This window comes from Pelagimonas phthalicica (genome assembly GCF_004364805.1).
GTDB lineage: Bacteria > Pseudomonadota > Alphaproteobacteria > Rhodobacterales > Rhodobacteraceae > Pelagimonas > Pelagimonas phthalicica.
This window is the reverse complement of record NZ_SOAP01000002.1, coordinates 16,135-32,478: the sequence shown is the minus strand read 5'-3', so window position 1 is coordinate 32,478 and position 16,344 is coordinate 16,135. Positions and strand designations below refer to the sequence as shown.

The following is a 16,344-nucleotide window of genomic DNA, read 5'->3' as shown; positions in this document are numbered from 1 at the left end:
GTCAACTGTGATTGATAAAAGAGATAACGCTTTCCTCGGGCAAAACATCAAAGGCATGATGATGTCGCTGATCTCCCATTGGAACACGCGCATGGATGCTGCGCGGGCAGGAACCGAATTTGTCGATATCCGCCCCGCCGATATGCGCGTCTTTGGCAATCTGCGCGGACGCAGTGTCAGACTGTCGGCCATCCACAAGGAAATGAGCTTTTCCCGCCAAGCCGCGCAACAAGCCGTGGATCGTCTGGTCAAACATGGCATGCTCGAGGTCACGCTCGATCCCAACAGCAAACGCGACAAGCTGGTGTCGATCACCGAAAAAGGGCACCGCTGGCGCAGCATCGCAGCCGATCAAATCCGCCAGATCGAAACCGAGATCGCGGATGTGATCGGTGATGACGCCAAAGAAGAGCTGCGCAGCGCGCTGACAAGCCTTTTGCAGGCGACACAGAAATAACCTCCGGCCCGCGCTTTACGCCAAAAAGTGATCGACCGCCGTCATGAACTGCTCAAAGGCCGGTTCCTGCGGCACAAGGATGTGGTTGATGCTGTCCAGCCGCAGCAGGCTGGCATTGGGCAAAAGCTGTGCTGCCAGTTGCGCCTGCGAAAACGGTTGCAGCGCATCATTCGCCGCATGGGCCACCAGAACCGGCACTTCAATCTCGGGCAACAGATGGCTCACATCCACGGTCCCGAAAAAATCGCGCAACCGCACCGCCCATTCGCGCGAGGCCGAGGCGACCTGAATTTGCATGAAGCTTTGCACCTGATCCTCAGTCGCATCGGGCATAAAAAGCGAGGTAAAGGATTTGAGCGCCCCCACGGTCGGGCTGCCCCAACCGGTCGAAATCCAATGGCCAATCGCCTGGGTCAGCGCCTTGCCTTGATCGCCATCGCGGATCACCGCGCCTTGGACAAAGCTGCCATACAGGATCAGTTTCGACACCCGCTCAGGATAGCGATGGGCAAAGGCGCAGGCCACAGACACGCTTTGCGAGGCGGCAAAGATCGGAAACCGCGCCAGACTGGCCGCATCCGCCACCGCCTTGAGGTCATCCACCATCAGTTCCAGCGACAAATCAGTGCAGCCACGGTCCGACATGCCGGTGCCGCGCGGATCATAGCGCACCAAACGCCGCCCCCGACCCAGCCCTTGCAGCCAAGGCCCCCAGATTGGATTGTCCAGATCCAGCTCCTGATGGGTCATCCAATGTCCCGCCCGCAAAAGCGGCGCGCCCTCGCCAATCTCGCTCCAGGCAATGCCCGTGCCATCGCTGGACCGCAGCAGCCGCACCTGAACGGGCGGCATCGGCGCACTTTGCGCCCTGCCCTGCCTCTCGACCTCGGCCACCAATTGCAGCCCAACTCGGTGGATGGTGCGAATGATCTGTTGCGCCTTGCCCGTATCGCCCACCGCTTGCCGCGCTGCACTGATCCGAGCGCTGATCGTCGCCTCGGACACGATTTGCCCGTGCCAGACCTGATCAATGATCTCTGCCTTGCTCACCACCTGACCAGAATTGCGCGCCAGCAGAACCAGCAGGGAAAACACCTGCGGTTCCAGATGGCGCGCCTCTCCGCCACGCGTGAACAGGTGGCGATCATCATCCAAAAGGCAGTCTGCAAATCGATATTCCATGCGCTCACTAAACGCCTAAATTCAGGTCAGAGAAAGAGGTTTTGAGAAAAGACAAGGGTTTCACAAGAGTTTCTAAAGCCTGTCTTCAAGCGCGAAATTTTCAAACCCGCCACACTGTGTTCACACCCAAAAGGAGACAGTGCCATGGATAACAAAGCCCCCCATCGCCAGCTCAAGGACGGCTCGATCGATATCGGCTTCTACACCGCCCGCGCCCGCCAATTGCGCAGTGAACAGGCCTTTGCGCTGTTTGGCAAAAAGCAAGGCGAGCGCCGCAGGTTTCGCCTCATCCAAGGGTTTCGCCTGCTTTAGGGTCAGGCCCCTAGAACGCTGCCGAACCAAAGCGGCTCCGGCAGCTGCCCGAACGCCGAAAAACACGGTTTCTACGGTGTTCGGGCAGGTCACGGGAAAGCTGGGCGATCACCGTGCGACGTGCCGTCAGATCAGAAAATTCCCGCATTAACCTTTCCAAACGATAATTAACCCCAGTTTTTCGCCCTTTTGGCCAAGCACAGGGGCAATCCCCCCAAAACTCCGGTAGAATCGGACAGATTGGGTAGCGCCGTTTGATCCGGGGCCCCAAAGCCGGGCAAAATATCGGGGGGCAATCTCTCCTAAATCGGGGCTGTTTCGGACAGATACCCCCGTTGCGCATTCAGCGCGCGGGCCGTTACCCGGCGTGCGCTGGGTTTACCGGCATTTTGCCCTGATCTGGTCAGGATACAATTTGCCGCGCGCAAAACCGACTTTCTATCCTTAAGAATTGTAATCCTTTCGTGACAGCACTGCCCGTCTCGCCTATGACGGGGCCGAACACTCGCGACAGGATTCGGAGCTGCCCTTGCCCGACGGTAATATGCCCCCCGCTCACCCGTTCGATTTCGACGCTGTAAACAGCGACGGAGACAAACTCAAAGAAGAATGCGGCATCTTTGGTGCTGTGGGCGTGACCGACGCCGCCAATTTTGTGGCGCTGGGTCTACACGCCTTGCAACACAGGGGCCAAGAGGCTGGCGGCATCGTCACCTATGACCCTGTCGAGGGCTTCAACTCAGCCCGCCGCTTTGGCTATGTGCGTGACAACTTCACCTCGCAAACGCTGATGAAAACCCTGCCCGGCGCGCTCGGCATTGGTCATGTGCGCTATTCCACGGCGGGCTCCAAAGGGGCTGCAATCCGCGATGTACAGCCGTTTTTTGGTGAGTTTTCAATGGGTGGCGCGGCGATTGCCCATAACGGCAATATCACCAATGCCGACGCCCTGCGCCGCGAGTTGGTCGAGCGCGGCTCGATCTTTCAAAGCTCAAGCGACAGTGAATGCATCATCCACCTGATGGCTCGCTCGTTGCAGCGCAATATCCCCGAACGCATGGAAGACGCGCTGCGCCGCGTCGAAGGCGCGTTCTCGGTCGTCGCCATGACCCGCACCAAACTGATCGGTGTGCGCGACCCGCTGGGCGTGCGCCCGCTGGTGCTAGGCAAGATTGGCGAAGGCTGGTGCCTGGCCTCTGAAACCTGCGCGCTCGACATTATCGGTGCCGAATATGTGCGCGAAATCGAGCCGGGCGAAATGGTTGTTATCACAGCAGAAGATGGCGTTCAAAGCCACCGCCCGTTCCGCCCGCAACCCTCGAAATTCTGCATCTTTGAGCACGTCTATTTCTCGCGCCCGGACAGCATCATCGGCGGCCAATCCGTCTATGAAACCCGCCGTCAGATCGGCGTGGAACTGGCGCGTGAAAACCCGGTCGAGGCCGATCTGGTCTGCCCCGTTCCAGACAGCGGCACCCCCGCCGCCATCGGCTTTGCCCATGAAAGCGGCATTCCCTTTGGCATGGGTATCATCCGCAACCAATATATGGGCCGGACCTTTATCGAGCCGACCGAACATATCCGCAACATGGGTGTGCGCCTCAAGCTCAACGTCAACCGCGCCCTGATCAAGGGCAAGCGGGTGATCCTGGTCGATGACTCGGTGGTACGCGGCACGACCTCGCGCAAGATCAAAGAGATGATCCTGGATGCCGGCGCGGCCGAGGTGCATTTCCGCATCGCCTCCCCGCCCACCGCCTGGCCATGCTTCTACGGCGTCGACACCCCACAGCGCGAAAAGCTGCTGGCGGCGACCATGTCCGAGGAAGAGATGTGTCAGCATCTGGGCGTCGACAGCCTCAAATTCATCTCGCTGGACGGGCTGTACCGCGCCGTGGGCGAGGCCGAGGGTCGCGACAAATCCTGCCCGCAATATTGCGACGCTTGCTTCTCTGGCGAATATCCGGTGGAACCCGCTGATATGATCAAGAAAGGCTTTCAGATGAAGGCCGCCGAGTAATCCAATCGCCCCGCCCTTTGGCGGGGCTTTTTCTTTCTTTCGAGTGATTTATGAGTCAATTGGACCCCAGCGCCGGACGCAGCACCGTCACCGGGAATGACAGCGAACTCAACATCACCATCACCGCCAGACGCAGCTGGTTTACCGCCGCGTTTCTCACCTTTTGGATGATGGGCTGGGTCGTCGGAGAGGCGTTTGCGCTGCTCATGGTTTTTGGATCCGGCAGCCTGGGCATCAGCCTGTTCATGCTGATCTGGTTGGCCGCCTGGACAGCCGGGGGTCTTGCCTCAGGCGCAACCTTGCTTTGGCTTTTGATTGGTCGCGAGATCATAACCATCGACCACCAAACCATCACTGTCACCCGCAGCATCCGCCTATGGAAACGCCGCGTAGACTGCGAGACCGGGATGGTCAAAAACCTCCGCCTCGATAGCGAACCCAAGCGGCGCTACGCAAACAAACAATCCATCCAAGGCATTCTGAGCAGCCGCCATCAAGGCGTGCTCAAGTTTGATTATGGCGTCCACACCATCGGCTTTGGCTTGGATCTGGATCAGGCCGAGGCACGTCAAATCCTCGACCTGATCTCCGAACGTTTCCCTGACCTTATCAACCAAAGCCGGGATTGAAACCGCCCCTTACTGTTCGCATTTATAGCGGAACTTGCGGTCTTTCAGCTTGTGAAAGCCAACATTTTCCACATGGCGCTCACCGGTGCGACGCGCGACAGGAAACCCGGGCCGCTTACCCACTTTATGACAAACAATCTCGGCCTGCAGGGCGCGTTTGACCTTGCACCCGACCAAGGGGAAATTGATGGGCTTTGACACGGATTTCCCTGGCCCGGCGCAAATCTTTCGATCGCCCATCGTGGCGATGTTGTTGTTCATGCTGACCCAGCGCGGATTGGCACGGGTCTTGGATTTCAGGTGCAGACAGACCGCCCGATCATTGGACCGGTTATCCACACCGATATTGACCTTGCACCCAGCCGCATGGGCTGCGCCTGCCACGGCAACCAAAGATAGAGAAAGCAAAACGGTTTTAAGCATGTGAAGACCTCAAAAGTGATGAAAACCCCGGGCTCCTTCGCCGGGTCTTTGCTTTCGATACGCCTCAATTGAGGGCTGCACATACCGCATTTGGGGGATAACAGCGTAGAAATCGCCCCGTTCAGCATGGCAGTTTTGATAGGCATGCCAAGGGGATAAGGCCGGACCCCATCTGTCCCATCACGTCTTTTCCTTTCCCAATGCCCAGGACGAACCGTCGCCCAAACCTCACGACGGCCGATTTGCATTTTCACTCGGCAGCAAAACACGTTACACCCGCCCCGGATCGTTCAATAAAACCCGAGTATCCCCATGGCGCTTCTTGCCCTTGATAGCCGCTGGCGTCGCCTGCATTCCCCGCCCTTTGACGGGATTTTCGACATCGGTTTTGAAGAGCCCGAGGACTGGCCGCACACCGCTTTTGAGGGCGGGGGTGATCTGATTGTTGGCGAGGATCGTCTCAACCATGATCTCTGTCGGCTTGAGGGGCGCTATTTCCTGCGCGCCGTGCTATACCTGCCGGTGCGCGGATCAGATGACAGCTTTGGTTTTGGGCTATGGACCGAGGTCAGTGAAACCCTGTTTCGCGCATTCCTGGCAGCCTGGTCCGGCGATGCCCAAGACATCGAACCGGGCGAAGGCTTGATCGCCAATACCCCACCGGGCTTTGAGGAAGAGCTTGGCACGCTTTGCCAAATCGCCCCCGGCCCCGAGGATCAACGCCCGCGCCTCCATGCGATCGAAGGCCCCCTGGCAGAGGCCCAGGAAAACGGCATCAGCTTTGACGATTTGCTGGATATCTATGCCGCCGCGGGCAACGATATCCGCCCGAAACTGGCACAAGACTGATGTCAGACACCCCGCCGCTCCGCTTTCGTCCGCATCATTTCCTCTGTGCCCTGGGCTTTCAGGGCAAGGGCTATTCGGATGATTTCACCGCCAACATGCGCGCCATCGTCATGGGCCGCCTGCGCACCCCCGAGGGGCGCGAGACGCGGATCAAACTGACCGGCTACGCGGATGATATCTGCGCCCCCTGCCCCAAACGTCAGGGGCGGCTTTGCACCAATCAGCAATCCATCTCGCAATTGGATCGCTCTCATGCCGCCGCATTGAAATTGCAACCACACGAAGAACTCACTTGGGGCGAGGCCTTGCAACGCATCAAGCAAAACGTCCCCCCCGGCGCGCTCTCCACCGTCTGTTCCGGCTGCCAATGGCTCGAATATGGGTTGTGCGAAGACGCGCTCAAGCGCCTGCATGACAGCGACGAGGGCTGAAAAGAGCCTTTGTTTCTCTGGGCTGCAAATATCCCGGGGTGAATTGGGCGCTTGCGCCCAAGAGGGGCAGCGCCCCTTCCCCGCCCGCGGCACGCGCAAAACCACAAAAGAAAACGCCGCCCCGACCCCTCGGAGCGGCGTTCCCAATACTTGATCTAACGTGATCAGCGCTTGGCGAGGAAGCTCCAGCCACCAGCCATGATCAGAGCCGCCAGAACCGCCTTGACCGCATCACCGATCAGGAAGGGCTTCATGAAATAGGTCCAGTAGTAAGAACCGAATTCCTTGCCAATCCAGCTGCCTTCGATCCCGGCAACCTGCGCCACGGCCATCGGCCAGGCGATGCCCGGGATGTAAAGCAGAGCGGCAATGACCAGACCAACAATGGCGGTGGAGACAAAACCCTTGGCGATACCACGATCAGCCGCCAGCCCCGCCAAAAAGGCCACGCCAACGAACCCGATCAGAAAGCCCGCGGTCGGGCCAAAGAAAGCCGCACCATTTGCGCCATTGGCAAAAACCGGCAGGCCCATGGCCCCTTCGGCCAGATAGGTGACCAGCGCGGCGGTGCCCAGACGAGCCCCCAAAGCAAAACCAACCAGCAGGATGGCCAGCATTTGCAGCGTCATTGGCACCGGGAACATTGGTACGCTGACCTGAGCGGCTACGGCGATGAAGATCGACGCTCCAAGGACAATCCCGGCCTGCTTCAGTGCAGACAATTGACCAAGAGCGGAGTGAGAAAGGCTAGACATGCGCGCCCCCTTCTATGAATATCTAGTGACCCCGCACTTCTGCGGGCCTCATGGTGCAGTGTCAAGCACTGCACAGGCCTGATCAAGCCTGTTAGCGCCCGTTTTCGCTGCAAAACTTGCAAAACCCGACGCAGGACCACTTTGCAAAGCCAACAAGCTGCGACATCGCCGGTCTGATCCTGGCCATGGCTTGACCTTTTGAGCAAAGCAAGACACACCGCCCCCATGACTGAGCAAAACACAAAGATCGCCCTGATCACCGGCGCATCGCGCGGTTTGGGCTTTTACCTGGCCGAAGCACTGGCCCCGGAGTATCACATCGTCGCCCTGGCCCGCACCACCGGCGGGCTTGAAGAGCTGGATGATATGATCAAGGCCAAGGGCGGCGAAGCCACGCTGGCCCCGATGGACATCACCAATCGCGATGCGATGGCGCATCTGTGTCGCTCGATCTATGATCGCTGGGGCAAGGTGGCGCTTTGGGCGCATACGGCCATTCACGCTGCCCCGCTGACCCCTGCCCCGCATATGGATCAAAAAGACTGGCAGAAATCCCTGTCGATCAATGTGGACGCCATGGGACACCTCATTCCTTTCGTGGCCCCCCTGCTTGGCGATGACGGCACGGCGCTGTTCTTTGACGACCCACATGGCGGCGAGGCGTTTTACGGTCATTACGGCACGACCAAGACGGCTCAGATGGCACTGGCGCGCAGCTGGGCCACCGAAAGCGCCAAAACCGGCCCGAATGTTCAGATCCTGGAACCCAAGCCGATGCGCACCGCCCTGCGTGCTCGCTTCCATCCGGGTGAGGAACGCAACGCCCTGGCAGGCCCCAAAGACGAAGCCGCGCGCCTGCTCACGAAATTGCGAAGCTGACGGGCTTGACCTAAGACCACAGCCCCCGCCTAGTGCGGGAATGAACACGCTTTGGCCAGGATTTCGATTAAGCTTGACCCGTCGCCGTCCCGGCGGGACTTCTGGGCCAGATATGCAAAGCCTTTATGATGGGGCCGCCAAAAGCTGGCAATCGGGCATATCTAAACTTGGTTTTGATGCGGCTTACCGCGATTTGGTTCGGTTTGCCTGCCCCGAAGGTCCCAGAGCCACATCCGTCCTAGATGCCGGATGTGGCACAGCAGCTTTGTCCCAAGCCTTTTATGAGGTAACGGGCTCTGATGCAGAACTCGATCTTTTGGATCTTTCCTCAGACATGCTGACCCAAGCGCATTCCGTCTTTCCGACAGCGCGCTGTCTTCAGGGGACCGTTGGCGACACCCCCTTGGGGCGCAGATATGACGTCATTCTTTGCGCCCATGTGATCGAGCATTGTGATGACCCGATCCAAGCCTTGCGCTGGATTTTTGAACATCTCAATCCCAACGGTCGTTTGATATTGTCAGTCTCTCGCCCGCATTGGTGTACCGCGCTTGTGCGCTGGCGTTGGGGACATCAGTCATACAAGCCGACCGAGATTCTAGATCTCCTGAATGAGACGGGCTTTCATGCCCCAGCCCACGAGTTCTACCGCACAGGACCGCCCTATCGGCTGAGTTGCGGTTATTGCGCGACGCGTCTTTAGTCATCAGGAAACCAGCCACATAGCGTTTGCGCCATGCGCCGCAGCCAAAAGAGTGGCTGCACGCTTGCCCCATGGCACCACATTGCCTATGGAGAAGCAAACACCAAACAGGCTTTCTCATGCGCATACTCATCACCAATGACGACGGTATCAATGCCCCCGGCCTCAAAATTCTTGAGGCCATCGCGCAAGAGCTGGCCGGGCCGGATGGCGAAGTTTGGACGGTGGCCCCGGCCTTTGAACAATCCGGTGTCGGGCATTGCATTTCCTACACTCACCCGACGATGATTGCACAGATGGGCGAACGCCGTTTCGCCGCCGAAGGCTCGCCCGCGGATTGCGTTCTGGCCGGTGTGCATGACGTCATGGCCGACACCCCACCCGATCTGGTCCTGTCCGGGGTCAATCGCGGCAATAACTCGGCTGAAAACACGCTTTATTCCGGCACAATCGGTGCCGCTATCGAGGCCGCCTTGCAGGGCCTGCCCGCCATTGCTTTGTCGCAATATTACGGCCCTGACAATAACGCCATCGACAACCCATTTGAGGCCGCAGCCCAATACGGGGTTGAGGTCATTCGCAAGATCCTGGCCTCTGATCGCGCCGCTGATCCGGGTGACCAAGACCGCTACCGCCTGTTTTACAACGTGAATTTCCCACCTGTGCCTGCGGATGCCGTCAAAGGCATCACCGTGGCCCCACAAGGCAAACGCGCCAATACCCGCTTTAGCGTCACGCCACATAACGCCCCTTCCGGGCGGCGTTTTCTCTGGGTGCGGGGCGGCGACCAACGCGCGCCGGCCGAAACCGGCTCGGATGCGGAACGCAATCTCGACGGGTATATCTCGGTCACGCCCATGCGCGCGGACCTGACCGCCCATGACGCCCTGGACCGCTTGAAAGACGCCTTTGCATGAGTTTTGACGCCGAAGCCAAAATGCAGTTCCTCTTTGCGCTGCGCTCCAAAGGTGTGACCGATAGCAAAGTGCTGTCGGTGATGGAGCGCGTAGATCGCGGCGATTTCATCCAGGGCTATTTCACCGACCGCGCCTATGAGGACATGCCGCTGCCCATCGCCTGTGGTCAGACCATCTCGCAGCCCTCGGTGGTCGCACTGATGACGCAGGCCTTGCAGGTTGGTCCGCGCGACAAGGTGCTCGAGGTTGGCACCGGCTCCGGCTATCAGGCCGCCGTACTCGCCCTGCTGGCGCGCCGCGTCTATACGGTGGATCGCCATCGCCGTCTGGTCAAAGCCGCAACCAAGGTTTTTGACAAGATGGAGCTGACCAATATCACCGCTTTTACGGCGGATGGCAGCTTTGGCTTGCCCGATCAGGCCCCGTTTGACCGCATAATTGTGACCGCCGCCGCCGAAGATCCGCCCGGCCCGCTCTTGGCGCAGCTTAAAATTGGCGGTATCATGGTTGTACCGGTGGGCCAGTCCGATGCTGTGCAAAGCCTGATCCGCGTCACACGCCATGAGGATGGGTTCGATTATGACGAACTGCGCCCCGTGCGATTTGTGCCGTTGGTTGAAGGTCTGGGCAAAGACTGATCAGGGCTGACCATCGATAAAACGGCGGTGCAATGACGTCCCGGCAACAAGGGGCGCGTATGAGGAAATCGAGATGACAGCCAAAACCCGAATTGTATCTGCGCTTGCCCTGGGCCTGACGCTTGGTGCCTGTTCGCAACCGATTGATCTGGACCTGCGGGGCAAGATCGGCGGCCGGATCGACACATCTGCTGCGGCGCAAAAGGCAACGGAAAACCGCCCCGATCCCGATAATCGCGGCATCATTTCCTATCCCAGCTATCAGGTGGCGGTGGCCAAACGCGGCGACACCCTGGCCAGTCTCGCCGCCCGCATCGGCTTGCCCGCCAATGAGCTGGCGCAATATAACGGTATGAAGGTCGATGATCCGCTGAACCACGGTGCCTTGGTGGTTTTGCCGCGCCGGGTGAGCGAACCCTCCCCCGCCACTGGCTCTGACATCACCGGCCCGATCACCCCTGCGGCCACGGTCGATGTGGCCACCCTGGCCGGGGGCGCGATTGATCGCGCCGCCCCAACCACACCACGCGCCCCGGCGGGCTCCAGCGGGGTTGAGCCAACCCGTCATACGGTGGCACGCGGCGAAACCGCCTTTACCATTGCGCGGCTTTACGACGTGTCTCCACGCTCGCTCGCCGAATGGAATGGCTTGGATCGCAGCTTCTCGGTGCGCGAAGGCCAGCAATTGATTATCCCGGTGACGCAAAAACCCGCGCCATCCGCCGCCAAACCGCGTGAGATCCCGGAGCCGGGCCGTGGCACACCAACACCGCCGCCGCCCTCCGCCTCAACCCCATTGCCGGATGAAACGCCACCGGCAGCGGCCGTCACCCCAACCCCGGCCAAACCGGCCGCCACTCCGCCGAAACCGGCAAAACCCGTGGCCGATATCGGCACCTCCAAACCGGCCAAGTCAGAGATGGTCATGCCGGTCTCTGGCAGCATCGTGCGCGACTACGCCAAGGGCCGCAATGAGGGCATCGACATCTCAGCCCCCGCTGGCACGACGGTCAAAGCCGCCGCTTCCGGTCAGGTCGCCTCGGTCAGCAGCACCGCTGAAGGCATCAAGTTCCTGCTGATCCGCCATCCCGGTGACCTGATCACCGTCTACACCCATCTCGACAATATCACCGTCAAAAAGGGTGATGCGGTCAGCAAAGGTCAGTCCATCGGCAAGGTCAAACCAGGGGACCCCTCGATCCTGCATTTCGAAGTGCGCAAGGGCTTTGAAAGCACCGATCCGACGACCTATTTGCCCTGATCAACAGGTGCGATAACACAAAAAACGCCTCTGGGATCCAGAGGCGTTTTTCATTACTGCGATGGCATCAATTCAGATTTCCGCAGTCAGCCCAACGGATTCGATACCTGCCTTGCCAGCAATCGCGTCATTGTCCGAGGTGTCACCTGTCACGCCAACGGCCCCAATAACAGCGCCAGTCGCATCACGCACCAAAATACCCCCCGGCACCGGGATCAAACGCCCGCCATAAGCCCCATTGGCCGCGCCAATAAAATAGGCCTGCGCCTCGGCCCGCGCCATCTGCGCCGTGCCCGCCATGCCCAGCATCACCGCGCCATAGGCCTTGCCCATCGCAATCTCAAACCGCCCGGGCGCAGCCCCATCTTCGCGCTCAAAGGCCAAGACATGCCCGCCCGCATCCAGCACGATCACAGAAAGCGGCTTCATCTCCGCCTCGTTCCCGGCTGCCAAAGCGGCCCGCACAATGCCCCGTGCCTGTTCCAATGAGATCATGACACCTCTCCCTTTGTTTCTTCTTGGTCCAAATATTCCGGGGGTGAATGGGCCCTTGGGCCCAGAGGGGGCTGGCCCCCTTCGCGGGCGCGCTTGCGCGCCCGCCCCCCAGCGACGCGCATTGGCGCGGCGCAATACCTCTGGCTTCAGGCCGAGGCTTTCAACTCCAAACGGCGGCGATGCAGGACCGGCTCGGTATAACCCGACGGCTGCACACGCCCCTCAAAGACCAGATCACAAGCCGCCTTAAAGGCAATCCCGTCAAAACCCGGGGTCATGGCAACATAGCTCGCATCGCCCGCATTCTGACGATCCACCACCTCGGCCATGCGTTTCATGATCTCCATGACCTCCCCTTCCGAGATCACCTCATGATGCAACCAATTGGCAATATGCTGCGAGGAAATCCGGCAGGTGGCCCGATCTTCCATCAGACCAACATCATTGATGTCAGGCACTTTGGAACAGCCCACACCCGCATCAACCCAGCGCACCACATAGCCCAGGATCCCCTGCGCATTGTTCTCAACCTCACGGGTGATCTGCTCTTTGCTCCATTTCTGATAGGTCGCCAAAGGCACCTCAAGCACCGTGTCCACATGGGCACGCCGCCCGCCCTTGCGCAGCTTGGCCTGCACCGCAAACACATCCACCTTGTGGTAATGCAAAGCGTGCAAGGTCGCCGCTGTCGGCGACGGCACCCAGGCACAATTGGCCCCCGCCTTTGGATGCTCGATCTTGGTTTCGATCATCGCCGCCATCATGTCCGGCATGGCCCACATGCCCTTGCCGATCTGCGCCTTACCAGACAGCCCGCATTCCAGACCAATATCGACATTGCGGTTTTCATAGCCGCCAATCCAGGCCTTGCGCTTGATGAAATCCTTGCGCGAAAACGGCCCGGCCTCCATCGAGGTGTGGATCTCATCCCCGGTGCGATCAAGGAAACCGGTATTGATAAAGGCAACCCGTGACTTCGCCGCGCGAATACATTCCTTGAGGTTCACCGTGGTGCGGCGCTCTTCATCCATAATGCCAAGCTTGACCGTGTGACGCGGCAGGCCCAGCACCGCTTCAACCCGATCAAAGGTCTCATCGGCAAAGGCGACCTCTTCGGGCCCATGCATCTTGGGCTTGACCACATAGACGGACCCGTGATGCGAATTGCGGTTGCCTGCGGTCTTGGCCAGATCATGCTTGGCGATCAACACCGTGACCATGGCGTCCATCAGACCTTCAAAGATCTCCGAACCGTCTTTTAGCAAAATCGCCGGGTTGGACATCAGGTGGCCCACATTGCGTACCAGCAAAAGCGCGCGGCCCTTGATGCTGACATCGCCGCCATCCGGTCCGGTATAGGTCAGATCCGCGTTCAGCGCGCGCGTAACCTGCTTGCCGCCCTTCTCAAAGCTCTCTTGCAAATCGCCACGCATCAGGCCCAGCCAGTTGCGATAGGCCTGCACCTTGTCCTCAGCGTCCACACAGGCGACGGAATCCTCACAATCCATGATCGCCGAAACCGCGCTTTCCAAACGCACATCCGCCAACCCGGCCTGATCATGCGCCCCAATCACATGGGTGCGATCAAAGACCAGCTCCACATGCAACCCATTGTTTTGCAACAGGATCGCATCCGGGGCCTTGGGGTGCCCGCGATAGCCGACAAACTTGGCCGGGTCGCTCAGAAGCTTTTCATCCACCAACAGCGCCCCGCCCTGCACGTGATAGCGCCGCGCATCTGCATGGCTCAGCCCTTCAATCGGAAAGCTTTCATCCAGGAACACCCGCGCCCGCGCAATCACGCGCGCGCCGTGGCCTTTGTCATACCCGCCCTTTGGAGGCAAAACGCCCATGGCATCGGTGCCATAAAACGCATCATAAAGACTGCCCCAGCGGGCATTGGCCGCGTTCAGCGCATAGCGCGCATTGGTGATCGGAACCACCAGCTGCGGCCCCGGCACATTGGCGATCTCGGGGTCTGTATTGGCGGTGTCGACTTCGAAATCATCCCCTTCCGGCAACAGATACCCGATCTCTTGCAAAAAGGACTTATAGGCCTCGTGATCATGCGGCTTGTCGCGATTGGCAATGTGCCAGGCATCAATCTGCCCTTGGATGTCTTCGCGTTTCGCCAAAAGAGCTGCATTGCGCGGCCCAAACTCATGCGCCAGATCCGACAGCCCCTGCCAAAACGCATCAGCTCCGACATCTGTGCCAGGCAGGGCCTGCTCTTCAATGAATTCAGCCAGCTCAGCCGCAACTTGCAGGCCTGCTCGGGTCACTCTGTCAGACATCTCGAATCCTTCTCAACAGCGGGGATGGAGCCTGTATAGGGAAGAAGTTTCCTATCGGCAACAAAATCGGTAAAAAAATATTACCACATCTAAAAGCCAGACAAGCCCCCACCTGCAAGAAGCTTCTTCGTCTAAAACCGAAGATTGCGACCTCACCTTCAACGATCACTAAAAAGTCAGAACCCAGCCCCGCCTGCGCTCAAGCCGCCTCATCTTCGGCCACTTGCATCGCCCATAGATGCGCATAGCGCCCCGAGCGTGCCAGCAACTCTTCATGCGTGCCCTCTTCGACAACCTCGCCCGCATGCAAGACAACGATGCGATCCGCATCCGCCACGGTCGACAGACGGTGCGCGATGGTGATCACCGTGCGCCCCTCGCCCGCCCGTTTCAGCGCGCTTTGGATCGAGGCCTCGGTTTCAGTATCCAGTGCCGATGTCGCCTCGTCCAGCAACAGGATTGGCGGATTCTTGAGCAGGGTGCGCGCGATGCCCACCCGTTGCTTTTCGCCACCTGACAGTTTCAGCCCACGCTCGCCCACAGTGGTGTCATAGCCATCCGGCAGGGCAGCGATAAAGTCGTGAATCTGCGCATCTTTGGCCGCCTGGATGATCTCATCCTCGCTGGCCCCGTCGCGCCCATAAGCGATGTTATAGCGGATGGTGTCGTTGAACAGCACCGTATCCTGCGGCACCACGCCAATGGCGGCATGCAGGCTGTCCTGGGTTACATCACGCACATCCTGACCATCAATGGTCACCGCCCCGGCCCCTACATCGTAAAAGCGGAACAACAGCCGCCCGATGGTGGATTTCCCGGAGCCGGAGGCCCCGACCAGAGCCACGCTTTCCCCTGCCCCCACATGCACCGAGACATCCTTGAGGATCGGCCGCGTGTCCTCGTAACCAAAGGCGATATTCTCGAAGGCCACGACGCCACCATCGACCTGCAACTCGGGCGCGCCGGGCTTGTCAGACACTTCGCGCGGCTGTTCAAGCAGGTTAAACATCTCGCCCATATCCACCAGCGCCTGACGGATCTCGCGATAGACCGTGCCAAGAAAGTTCAGCGGCATGGTGATCTGGATCATATAGGCGTTGACCATGACGAAATCACCCACAGTCAGCGCGCCGTTCTGCACGCCAATCGCCGCCATGACCATGACCGCCACAAGTCCGCTGGTGATGATCAGCGACTGACCAAAATTCAGCATCGCCAGCGAGGTCGAGGTCTTGATCGCAGCCTCTTCATAGCCCTTCATCGCCTCGTCATAGCGTGCCGCCTCGCGGGCCTCGGCGCCGAAATACTTGACGGTTTCGAAATTCAGCAGGCTGTCGATGGCCTTTTGGTTGGCGTCAGTGTCCTGCGCATTCATCTTGCGCCGCAGCTTGACCCGCCATTCCGTCACCTTGAAGGTAAAGGCGACATAGGCGGCGATGACAAAACTCACGACGGCCAGATACCAGATGTCAAACATCCAGAACAAAACAATGCCGACCAGTACCAATTCCAACGCCAGCGGCCCGATGCTGAACAGCAGGAACCGCAAGAGGAACTCGACGCCCTTGACCCCGCGCTCAATAATCCGGCTCAGCCCGCCGGTTTTGCGGCTGATGTGATAGCGCATCGAGAGGCGGTGAATATGGGTAAAGGTTTCCAGCGCCAAGGCTCGCAGCGCGCGCTGGCCAACCTTGGCAAAGACCGCATCGCGCAATTGCTGGAACCCGACCGTCATGAGGCGCGCCAAGCCATAGGCCAGGGTCAGACCCACGGCCCCAATGGCCAGATCCGGGACATCCCCGCCAAGCGCATCCACCGCCTGTTTGTAAAACAAAGGTGTTGAGACCGAAATCAGCTTGGCCAGCAACAAGAGCGACAGGGCAATCACCACCCGGCGCTTGACCCAGTCCTTTCCATCTGGCCATAGATAGGGCCAAACCCGCCGGATCGTACGCCACCCCGAACGGCGTTCCTCAAGGGCGATCTGATCTGTGTCATCTGCTGGCGGCATGGCTGGCTCCTGTCAATCCAAACAACAGCTAAGCCAAAGACCGGGGAGAGACCAGTGGCCGAAACGGCTGCTTCGCTGTGCATCCATG

General features: G+C 59.4%; 17 protein-coding genes. 11 read left to right on the top strand and 6 right to left on the bottom strand.

What is annotated here, in order from left to right; translation table 11 throughout:
* Window positions 1-7: 7 nt before the first annotated feature.
* Window positions 8-457, top strand: a complete 450-nt coding sequence (locus tag CLV87_RS10300; RefSeq protein ID WP_133840750.1) for a MarR family winged helix-turn-helix transcriptional regulator — start codon at window positions 8-10, stop codon at window positions 455-457.
* Window positions 458-472: 15 nt separating this feature from the next.
* On the opposite strand, the gene CLV87_RS10295 is transcribed toward CLV87_RS10300, so the two are convergent.
* Window positions 473-1,639: an alpha/beta fold hydrolase gene (locus CLV87_RS10295; protein ID WP_099245021.1), complete on the bottom strand. Its 1,167-nt coding sequence runs from the start codon at window positions 1,637-1,639 to the stop codon at window positions 473-475.
* Window positions 1,640-1,783: 144 nt separating this feature from the next.
* Between CLV87_RS10295 and CLV87_RS23845 the strand changes: the two genes are divergently transcribed.
* From CLV87_RS23845 to CLV87_RS10285, 3 genes are all read left to right on the top strand, one after another.
* Complete coding sequence (locus tag CLV87_RS23845; protein ID WP_166652725.1) at window positions 1,784-1,951, top strand: hypothetical protein; 168 nt, start codon at window positions 1,784-1,786, stop codon at window positions 1,949-1,951.
* Window positions 1,952-2,495: 544 nt separating this feature from the next.
* The gene (gene purF, locus CLV87_RS10290; RefSeq protein WP_099245019.1) at window positions 2,496-3,971 is read left to right on the top strand and encodes an amidophosphoribosyltransferase; all 1,476 of its coding nucleotides are present in this window, start codon (window positions 2,496-2,498) and stop codon (window positions 3,969-3,971) included.
* A gap of 50 nt (window positions 3,972-4,021) precedes the next feature.
* Window positions 4,022-4,600, top strand: coding sequence for a hypothetical protein (locus CLV87_RS10285; protein WP_099245017.1), 579 nt, complete (start codon window positions 4,022-4,024; stop codon window positions 4,598-4,600).
* 9 nt (window positions 4,601-4,609) lie between these two features.
* Here CLV87_RS10285 and CLV87_RS10280 read toward each other — a convergent pair whose 3' ends face one another.
* Entirely contained in the window at window positions 4,610-5,023 is a 414-nt protein-coding gene (locus CLV87_RS10280) for a hypothetical protein (RefSeq protein ID WP_099245015.1), read from the bottom strand.
* 312 nt (window positions 5,024-5,335) lie between these two features.
* Between CLV87_RS10280 and CLV87_RS10275 the strand changes: the two genes are divergently transcribed.
* On the top strand, window positions 5,336-5,872 hold the full coding sequence (locus CLV87_RS10275) for a DUF2199 domain-containing protein (RefSeq protein WP_099245014.1): 537 nt from the start codon (window positions 5,336-5,338) through the stop codon (window positions 5,870-5,872).
* The gene (locus CLV87_RS10270; RefSeq protein ID WP_099245013.1) at window positions 5,872-6,303 is read left to right on the top strand and encodes a DUF1284 domain-containing protein; all 432 of its coding nucleotides are present in this window, start codon (window positions 5,872-5,874) and stop codon (window positions 6,301-6,303) included. The genes CLV87_RS10275 and CLV87_RS10270 overlap by 1 nt, the downstream gene beginning before the upstream one ends.
* A 164-nt stretch (window positions 6,304-6,467) precedes the next feature.
* Here CLV87_RS10270 and CLV87_RS10265 read toward each other — a convergent pair whose 3' ends face one another.
* Window positions 6,468-7,058: a biotin transporter BioY gene (locus tag CLV87_RS10265; protein WP_099245012.1), complete on the bottom strand. Its 591-nt coding sequence runs from the start codon at window positions 7,056-7,058 to the stop codon at window positions 6,468-6,470.
* 225 nt (window positions 7,059-7,283) lie between these two features.
* On the opposite strand from CLV87_RS10265, the gene CLV87_RS10260 reads away from it, so the two are divergent.
* The 5 genes from CLV87_RS10260 to CLV87_RS10240 all read left to right on the top strand — a co-directional run bounded on the left by CLV87_RS10260 (window position 7,284) and on the right by CLV87_RS10240 (window position 11,456).
* Entirely contained in the window at window positions 7,284-7,937 is a 654-nt protein-coding gene (locus CLV87_RS10260) for an SDR family NAD(P)-dependent oxidoreductase (RefSeq protein WP_099245011.1), read from the top strand.
* A gap of 112 nt (window positions 7,938-8,049) precedes the next feature.
* Window positions 8,050-8,640, top strand: a complete 591-nt coding sequence (locus tag CLV87_RS10255) for a class I SAM-dependent DNA methyltransferase (protein WP_099245010.1) — start codon at window positions 8,050-8,052, stop codon at window positions 8,638-8,640.
* A gap of 119 nt (window positions 8,641-8,759) precedes the next feature.
* Window positions 8,760-9,557, top strand: a complete 798-nt coding sequence (gene surE, locus CLV87_RS10250) for a 5'/3'-nucleotidase SurE (protein ID WP_099245009.1) — start codon at window positions 8,760-8,762, stop codon at window positions 9,555-9,557.
* Window positions 9,554-10,195, top strand: a complete 642-nt coding sequence (locus CLV87_RS10245) for a protein-L-isoaspartate(D-aspartate) O-methyltransferase (protein ID WP_099245008.1) — start codon at window positions 9,554-9,556, stop codon at window positions 10,193-10,195. The genes surE and CLV87_RS10245 overlap by 4 nt, the downstream gene beginning before the upstream one ends.
* Window positions 10,196-10,268: 73 nt before the next feature.
* A complete protein-coding gene (locus CLV87_RS10240) occupies window positions 10,269-11,456 on the top strand; it encodes a peptidoglycan DD-metalloendopeptidase family protein (RefSeq protein WP_099245007.1) in 1,188 nt (395 codons plus the stop codon).
* Window positions 11,457-11,528: 72 nt separating this feature from the next.
* Here CLV87_RS10240 and CLV87_RS10235 read toward each other — a convergent pair whose 3' ends face one another.
* From CLV87_RS10235 to CLV87_RS10225, 3 genes are all read right to left on the bottom strand, one after another.
* Complete coding sequence (locus tag CLV87_RS10235; RefSeq protein WP_099245006.1) at window positions 11,529-11,951, bottom strand: GlcG/HbpS family heme-binding protein; 423 nt, start codon at window positions 11,949-11,951, stop codon at window positions 11,529-11,531.
* Window positions 11,952-12,097: 146 nt separating this feature from the next.
* Window positions 12,098-14,245 carry a malate synthase G gene (locus CLV87_RS10230; RefSeq protein WP_099245005.1) on the bottom strand — a complete coding sequence of 716 codons (2,148 nt, stop codon included), beginning with the start codon at window positions 14,243-14,245 and terminating at the stop codon, window positions 12,098-12,100.
* A 199-nt stretch (window positions 14,246-14,444) separates the two neighbouring features.
* A complete protein-coding gene (locus CLV87_RS10225; protein ID WP_099245004.1) occupies window positions 14,445-16,256 on the bottom strand; it encodes an ABCB family ABC transporter ATP-binding protein/permease in 1,812 nt (603 codons plus the stop codon).
* Between the last annotated feature and the right edge of the window lie 88 nt (window positions 16,257-16,344).